The sequence below is a fragment of the uncultured Flavobacterium sp. genome, from assembly GCF_963975005.1.
Lineage (GTDB): Bacteria > Bacteroidota > Bacteroidia > Flavobacteriales > Flavobacteriaceae > Flavobacterium.
Genome location: NZ_CAXBFR010000131.1, coordinates 1 through 7,667, shown reverse-complemented (window position 1 = coordinate 7,667; position 7,667 = coordinate 1). Strand labels below are relative to the sequence as shown.

Here is a 7,667-nt window from a genome sequence, read left to right as displayed (position 1 = left end):
TAAAAATTTAAAAATGAATAAAATATTTTATATACTATTTACATTAATAATTACAACTATAGTATTTGGACAAAAAGTAATTCGCTATGATTTACATGTTCGTGATTCTATTGTGAATTTCTCTGGAAAAGAAAAAAGAGCCATTGCCGTAAACGGTCAAATTCCAATGCCAACTCTGACTTTTACTGAAGGAGATATTGCTGAAATTCATGTGTACAATCATTTGGATGAAGGAACTTCTTTGCATTGGCATGGATTGTACTTGCCTAATAAAGAAGACGGAGTGCCATATTTAACTCAAATGCCAATCGAGCCAGGAACAGAACATGTATATCGTTTTCCAATTATACAATCTGGGACACATTGGTATCATAGTCACTTTGGTTTGCAAGAGCAAATCGGAATGTACGGTTCATTAATTCTAAAGAAAAAATTAGATGATACAGCTTTCAGAAAAGGAATTGATGATATTCCACAAGTTCCTGTTATTTTGAGCGAATGGACTGATTATAAACCCGAAAACGTTCACAGAATGTTACATAATGCTTCTGATTGGTTTGCCATCAAAAAAGGAACAACTCAAAGTTATGCAGAAGCACTAGGAGAAGGTCATTTTAAAACAAAATTAACTAATGAATGGAAACGAATGTTAGCCATGGATGTTAGTGATGTTTATTATGATAAATTTCTAATAAATGGAAAGAATGAAAGTCAACTTTCCCAATTTAAAGCTGGAGATAAAGTTCGATTACGCATTTCAAATGGTGGAGCATCTTCTTATTTTTGGTTAAAATATGCAGGAGGAAAAATGACAGTTGTAGCTAATGATGGAAACGATGTTGAACCTGTTGAAGTTGACCGTTTAATCATTGGAGTTTCAGAAACTTATGATGTAATTGTAACGATTCCAGCAGAGAATACTTCTTATGAATTTTTGGCAACTCCAGAAGATAGAACAAAATCTACTTCAATTTATATTGGTGAAGGAATCAAACAATTGACTACTCCAATGCCAAAATTAAAGTATTTTGAAGGCATGAAAATGATGAACGATATGATGAATATGAATGGAACCATGAATGATATGGGAATGGATATGAGTTTGCAAAAAATGGATATGAACACGGTTATGTATCCTGAAATTTCTGGAAGTGCTATGAAAATGGAGAAAGATGAAAGTCTAAAAGACATTGTGACTTTGAATTATTCGATGCTAAAATCACCAACTAAAACAGCACTACCAAAAGATGCGCCAATTCGAGAGCTTCGTTTTGAATTAACAGGTAACATGAACCGTTATGTTTGGAGTATGGATAATGTAGTGCTTTCTGAAACCGACAAAATTTTGATTAAGAAAGGAGAAAATGTTCGCATTACTTTATACAATAATTCCATGATGCGTCATCCAATGCACTTACACGGTCACGATTTTAGAGTTTTGAATGGTAAAGGAGATTATGCACCTTTGAAAAATGTGTTAGATATTATGCCAATGGAAACAGACGTAATTGAATTTGAAGCCAATGCTGATGGTGATTGGTTCTTTCATTGTCATATTTTATATCACATGATGGCAGGAATGAATCGTGTTTTTAGTTATGAAGATTCAAAACCAAACCCATATTTACCTAATAAAGCAGAGGCTTATAAAAAATTACAAGCAGAAAGTAATCAGTTTCATTTAATGGCAGAAAATGATTTTGCAACCAATGGAAATGATGGTAAAGCGATGTTACAAAATACACGATGGAGTTTTGGTACTGAATGGCGTTTGGGGTATCATGATGATCATGGTTATGAATCAGAAACCCATGTGGGTAGATATATTGGAAGAAATCAATGGTTTATGCCTTTTATCGGTTTTGATGCTCGTTATAGAAAATTAGATCATGGAGAAATAGAAGAAAATTTATTTGGACAAAAAAGTACAAAAGACAAACGTATTCAGGCTAGTTTAGGTTTTGCTTATACATTGCCTATGTTAGTTATATTTCAAGCTGAAGCTTATCATGATGGAAATGTAAGACTGCAACTTATGCGTCAAGATATTCCACTTTCAAAACGATTACGAATGGCTTTTATGGTAAATACAGACAAAGAATATATGGCAGGTTTAAAATATATAATTGGTAAAAATATGGGAATAACAACTCATTATGATAGTGACATGGGATTAGGTTTTGGTATTAATGTGAATTATTGATTCTTCTTTGTTAACCCTTTATTTTTAAGAATTTCTCTTCTTTCTTTATGTTTCATATAAGTATAGTGATGCTGTATGGTGTTTATAAAGCTCAAAATCATTCCAATTCCAGCTACAATATAAAGAATAGTAAATAACTTTCCTTCATCTGTTTTGGGAGCAAAATCACCAAATCCAATGGTAGTTAGTGTTACAACCGAAAAATATAGAGAATCTATATAAGACCAACCTTCAAGATAATGGTAGACTAAAGTTCCTGTTATAATAATAAGGATAGTCGTAATAAGTAAATCTCTATACTCATCATCTTTGATAAATGATATTAAAGTTCTTATAAAAAACATAAATATATTTTAATAATTAGTTTTGATAATCGTAAATTTAAGAAATTTTTAACAAACTAAAGAAATAATAGCGGTTGTTAATATTATTTATATAAAAGGCTTTTTTTTTAGTTTAAAATACTAAAATATTTTTATCTTGCTAAAAAGATTTTTTTATGAATTATGTAGTTATAATTACTATTTGTGCTTTACTGCTATTGGCTTATGCCTTTACAGTGACATCAAATAAAACACAAATTCCGTCAGTAATATTATTAATATTAATGGGCTGGCTTGTTAAACAAGGAACAGGTATTTTAGATATCGTTATTCCTGATTTAAATCCATTATTACCTTTCTTTGGTACTGTTGGATTAATATTGATTGTTTTAGAAGGTTCACTAGAACTCCAATTTAATAAAAAAAAGTTACCCTTTATTGGAAAAACCTTGGTAACAGCTATTGTTCCTTTGTTTGTAACGGCATTTATAGTAGGTCATTTCTTCTATTATTTTTTAGATGCAGATTACAAACAAGGATTGATTAATGCCATTCCATTATGTATTATTAGTAGTGCCATTGCAATTTCAAGTGTTGGTAATTTAAGCTCATTTAATAAAGAATTTGCTATTTATGAAAGTAGTTTGTCTGATATTTTAGGAGTTTTGTTCTTTAATTTTTTAGTTTTAAATGATGTAATTAATTTAGAAACTATTGGAAATTTTGGATTGCAAATTTTAATTATGTTGATCATTTCATTCATTGCTACTGCTTTTTTAGCCTTTTTATTGAGTAGAATTGACCATCATGTAAAATTTGCGCCTATTGTGCTTTTAATTATTCTAATATATGCAGTATCAGAAATTTATCATTTACCAGCTTTAATTTTTATAATGATTTTTGGTTTAATTATGGGTAATTTTGATGAATTAGAACGTTTTAATTTCATTAAAACACTAAAACCAAAAGCATTAGATAAGGAAGTTTTTAAATTTAAAGAGTTAACCATAGAAGCAGCATTTTTAGTTCGTTCGCTGTTTTTTATATTATTTGGTTTTTTAATAAAAACAGAAGATGTTTTAAACCCAAATACCTTTGAATTAGCCCTAGGAATTGTTGTACTTATTTACTTAATAAGAGCTATTCAGTTAAAAATATATAAAATGGAATTAATGCCATTGTTATTTGTTGCACCAAGAGGTTTAATAACTATTTTATTATTTATTGGAATTCCTTCAGCTTTAAAGATTGATTTGGTTAACAAAGCCTTAATTATTCAAGTTATTGTATTAACAGCTTTAATTATGATGTTTGGTTTGATGTTTAATAAAAATACTTCCGATAAAAAAGACTCAAAAAAGGATAATGAATCCAATTTAAAAATTGATATAGACGTTCCACTATAAATATAAAAAAACCGTCAAGAAACCAAACTTGACGGTTTATACAAACTAAAATTAAATCAAACTTTACTCCTTTAGAAAGCGTACTTGTTTTCCGCAATCAATTTAGCAGCAATTTTTTCACGAAGTCCAATTACATTTGGCATATTCGTATATTTTGTAAAACGCTTAAGTCCCATTAACATCATACGTTGTTCATCACCTTCAGCAAAAGAAACAATACCTTCTTTTCCTTTTTGGTTGATAATATCCACTGCATGATATAAATATAACTGAGCCATTGCAATTTGTTCTTGTACTTTGTCAGCACCTTCTTTTTTGGCTAATTTTTCAGTTCTAAGAATAGTACTTTCAGCCATATAAACTTCAATTAAAATATCTGAAGCAGCCATTAATAATTGTTGGTGATCTTCTAATTCTTGTCCGTATTTTTGAACAGCTGCACCAGCAACCATTAAGAATACTTTTTTCAGTTTAGCAATCATTTCTTTTTCTTCAGCAAATAATTCAGAATAATCTGGAACGTCAAAAGAAGGAATTCCCATTAATTCTTCACCAACTGCCATAGCTGGTCCTAATAAGTCAACATGTCCTTTCATAGCTTTCTTAACTAACATTCCTACAGATAACATTCTGTTGATTTCGTTAGTTCCTTCGTATATTCTTGCAATACGAGCATCTCTCCAAGCACTTTCCATTGGTGCATCTTCTGAGAATCCCATTCCACCAAAAATTTGAATTCCTTCATCGGTACAAGATTGTACATCTTCAGAAACGGCAACTTTTAAGATTGAACATTCAATAGCAAATTCTTCAACCCCTTTTAATTCAGCCTCTTGATGAGAATTTCCTTCAGTAACTCTAATGTTAATTCTGTTTTCAATATCATGAGCAGCTCTATAAGTTGCACTTTCACCAGCAAAAGAATTTGTTGCCATTTCAGCTAATTTAGCTTGAATAGCTCCAAAACTAGAAATAGGAACATTAAATTGAACTCTTTCATTAGCATATTGAACAGCTGTAGAAATTGTTCTACGTTGTGCTTCTAAACAAGCTGCTGCTAATTTAATACGTCCAACGTTTAAGGCATTCATAGCAATTTTAAAACCTTCACCTTGTCCTGCTAACATATTTTCAACCGGAACTTTTGTTTCGTTAAAGAAAACTTGTCGAGTAGAAGAAGAGCGTATTCCTAATTTATGTTCTTCATCACCTAATGAAATTCCGTTTGAAGGGTCATTTTCAACGATGAATCCTGTAATATTTTTATCATCACCAATTCTAGCAAATACAATAAATACTTGACAGAAACCTGCATTTGAAATCCACATTTTTCCACCAGTAATGCTATAATATTTTCCATCTTCCGATAAAACAGCTTTTGTTTTTCCTGAATTGGCATCAGAACCTGCACCAGGTTCTGTTAAGCAATAAGCTCCAAACCATTCCCCAGTAGCTAATTTAGGTACATATTTTTGTTTTTGTTCTTCTGTTCCATATAAAGTAATTGGCATAGTTCCAATTCCAGTATGAGCTCCAAAAGCCGTTGAAAATGAACCTGTTGCGCCAGAAATATAATCACAAACTAAAACGGTGTTTGTAAAACCCATTCCCATTCCACCATAAGCTTCAGGAACAGCTATACTTAAGTAACCTAAGTCACCCGCTTTTTTCATTACCTCTTCAGTAAGTGCGTAATCTTTCTTTTCAAAACGCTCTTTATTTGGCCATAATTCTTTGTCTACGAATTCGATAACCGAATCACGCATCATAATTTGCTCTTCTGAAAAATCTTCTGGTGTGAAGATGTCTTCACATTTTGTTTCTTTTACAAGGAATTGTCCTCCTCTGATAATATCTGCCATTGTTATTTTTTTTTAGAGAAAAGAAGAAAGAAGCAAGAAAAAAGATTAGCCCAATTTACTGACAAAACCAGTTGTCATTTTTTGGAATTCAATAATCTTATTTTCTATTTCAATCGTTTTTTCTTGATTTATATATTTATTTTGTAATGCTATTAATAATTGCGTTTGTAATTCAAAAGAAGAACCCAAGCTAATATTCAAATAATGTTTGAAATGATTATTTTCTCTATTAGAACCTTCTGCAATATTAGAAGGCATCGAAACTGCGGCTCTATTCATTTGACTAACTAATCCATAAACTTCATTTTTTGGAAAATCTAAACATAAATTATGAACATCCGAAGCAATTTCCATTGCTAAAGTCCAAATTTTAAGATTTTTAAAGTTATGCTTCATGGTCTTTCTTCTTTCTTCTTTCTTCTTTTAGCGTAAGCGTTCTTTATTCTATTTCAAAAATTCATAAATCCCAGCTGTACCCTGACCAGTACCAACACACATAGTTACCATTCCGTATTTTGCATTTCCACGCTTACGCATTTCGTCAAATAATTGAACTGATAATTTTGCACCTGTACAGCCAAGTGGGTGACCTAAAGCAATTGCTCCACCATTAACGTTTACGATATCAGGATTTAAACCTAATTCACGTGTAACGGCTAATGATTGCGACGCAAAAGCTTCGTTTAATTCAATTAAATCAATGTCTGATTGTTTTAAACCTGCTTGTTTTAATACTTTTGGAATTGCTTTAACCGGTCCCATTCCCATAATTCTTGGTTCAACTCCAGCAGATGCAAAGTTTACTAACCTTGCTATCGGTTCAAGGTTTAATTCTTTAACCATTTCTTCGCTCATTACTAATACGAAGGCAGCTCCATCACTCATTTGAGAGGAGTTTCCGGCTGTAACACTACCATCAGCAGCAAATACTGGACGTAACTTAGCTAGGGCTTCAACAGAAGTTCCTGCTCTTGGTCCTTCATCTTTATTTACAACGTAAGAACGTGTTTCTTTTTTACCGTTTTCATTCACGAAAGTTTCGTTTACGGTAATAGGAACGATTTGGTCATCGAATCTACCTTCTGCTTGCGCTTTTAGGGCTTTCATATGTGATTTAAACGCAAATTCATCTTGATCTTCACGAGAAACTTTGAATTGGTTTGCAACTGCTTCTGCCGTTAATCCCATTCCCCAATAGTAATCTTCATGTCCATCTTTAGTTAATTTATAATCAGGAGTTGGTCTGTATCCACCCATTGGAATATAACTCATGCTTTCAGCACCACCAGCGATGATGCAATTTGCCATTCCTGATTGTATTTTAGCCGTTGCCATTCCGATAGTTTCAATACCAGAAGCACAATATCTATTTACGGTTACACCAGGTACATCTTCAACTTTTAATCCCATTAAGGAAATTAAACGTGCCATATTTAAACCTTGTTCGGCTTCCGGCATTGCATTACCAACCATGACATCGTCAATACGAGTTTTGTCAAAATTTGGTAATTCCTTCATTAAATGTTCAATTGTTTCAGCAGCCAGTTCATCTGATCTTTTGAAACGAAAAACGCCTTTTGGAGCTTTTCCTACGGCTGTACGATAAGCCTTTACTATATATGCAGTTTTCATATTTTTATTTTTTATTTTGGAACACAGATTTAATAAATTAGAGAAATTTTAAAAATTTTAATTATTTCTTAAATCTGTGTTCCTTTTTAATATTAGAATATTGATTAATATTAATTTCTCAACGGTTTTCCTTTAGTTAACATGTGCTGAATTCTTTCTAACGATTTTCTTTCACCTGTTAGTGATAAAAAGGCTTCTCTTTCTAAATCTAATAAATACTGTTCTGTTACTAAAGTTGGTT

The 7,667-nt window shown here is 31.6% G+C and carries 6 protein-coding genes; 2 read left to right on the top strand and 4 right to left on the bottom strand.

Annotated features, from left to right (window positions below; all coding sequences use genetic code 11):
- Window positions 1–13: 13 nt before the first annotated feature.
- On the top strand, window positions 14–2,203 hold the full coding sequence (locus tag AACZ53_RS12705) for a multicopper oxidase domain-containing protein (protein WP_339839100.1): 2,190 nt from the start codon (window positions 14–16) through the stop codon (window positions 2,201–2,203).
- Here AACZ53_RS12705 and AACZ53_RS12700 read toward each other — a convergent pair.
- A complete protein-coding gene (locus AACZ53_RS12700; RefSeq protein ID WP_339839097.1) occupies window positions 2,197–2,547 on the bottom strand; it encodes a potassium channel family protein in 351 nt (116 codons plus the stop codon). The genes AACZ53_RS12705 and AACZ53_RS12700 overlap by 7 nt on opposite strands.
- Window positions 2,548–2,702: 155 nt before the next feature.
- Here AACZ53_RS12700 and AACZ53_RS12695 point away from each other — a divergent pair, with 155 nt between their 5' ends.
- Window positions 2,703–3,932, top strand: a complete 1,230-nt coding sequence (locus tag AACZ53_RS12695) for a sodium:proton antiporter (protein ID WP_339839095.1) — start codon at window positions 2,703–2,705, stop codon at window positions 3,930–3,932.
- 71 nt (window positions 3,933–4,003) lie between these two features.
- Here AACZ53_RS12695 and AACZ53_RS12690 read toward each other — a convergent pair whose 3' ends face one another.
- From AACZ53_RS12690 to AACZ53_RS12680, 3 genes are read right to left on the bottom strand one after another with little or no spacing between them, the layout of a single operon-like run.
- Window positions 4,004–5,794: an acyl-CoA dehydrogenase family protein gene (locus AACZ53_RS12690; RefSeq protein ID WP_339839092.1), complete on the bottom strand. Its 1,791-nt coding sequence runs from the start codon at window positions 5,792–5,794 to the stop codon at window positions 4,004–4,006.
- Window positions 5,795–5,839: 45 nt separating this feature from the next.
- Window positions 5,840–6,190, bottom strand: a complete 351-nt coding sequence (locus tag AACZ53_RS12685) for a four helix bundle protein (protein ID WP_339839089.1) — start codon at window positions 6,188–6,190, stop codon at window positions 5,840–5,842.
- Window positions 6,191–6,238: 48 nt separating this feature from the next.
- Complete coding sequence (locus AACZ53_RS12680; RefSeq protein WP_339839086.1) at window positions 6,239–7,426, bottom strand: acetyl-CoA C-acyltransferase; 1,188 nt, start codon at window positions 7,424–7,426, stop codon at window positions 6,239–6,241.
- Window positions 7,427–7,667 lie beyond the last annotated feature (241 nt).

Coding starts and splice junctions, on each gene's coding strand:
- AACZ53_RS12680 (WP_339839086.1), bottom strand. CDS start 7,426: ATGAAAACTGCATATATAGTAAAGGCTTATCGTACAGCCGTAGGAAAA.
- AACZ53_RS12695 (WP_339839095.1), top strand. CDS start 2,703: ATGAATTATGTAGTTATAATTACTATTTGTGCTTTACTGCTATTGGCT.
- AACZ53_RS12685 (WP_339839089.1), bottom strand. CDS start 6,190: ATGAAGCATAACTTTAAAAATCTTAAAATTTGGACTTTAGCAATGGAA.
- AACZ53_RS12705 (WP_339839100.1), top strand. CDS start 14: ATGAATAAAATATTTTATATACTATTTACATTAATAATTACAACTATA.
- AACZ53_RS12690 (WP_339839092.1), bottom strand. CDS start 5,794: ATGGCAGATATTATCAGAGGAGGACAATTCCTTGTAAAAGAAACAAAA.
- AACZ53_RS12700 (WP_339839097.1), bottom strand. CDS start 2,547: ATGTTTTTTATAAGAACTTTAATATCATTTATCAAAGATGATGAGTAT.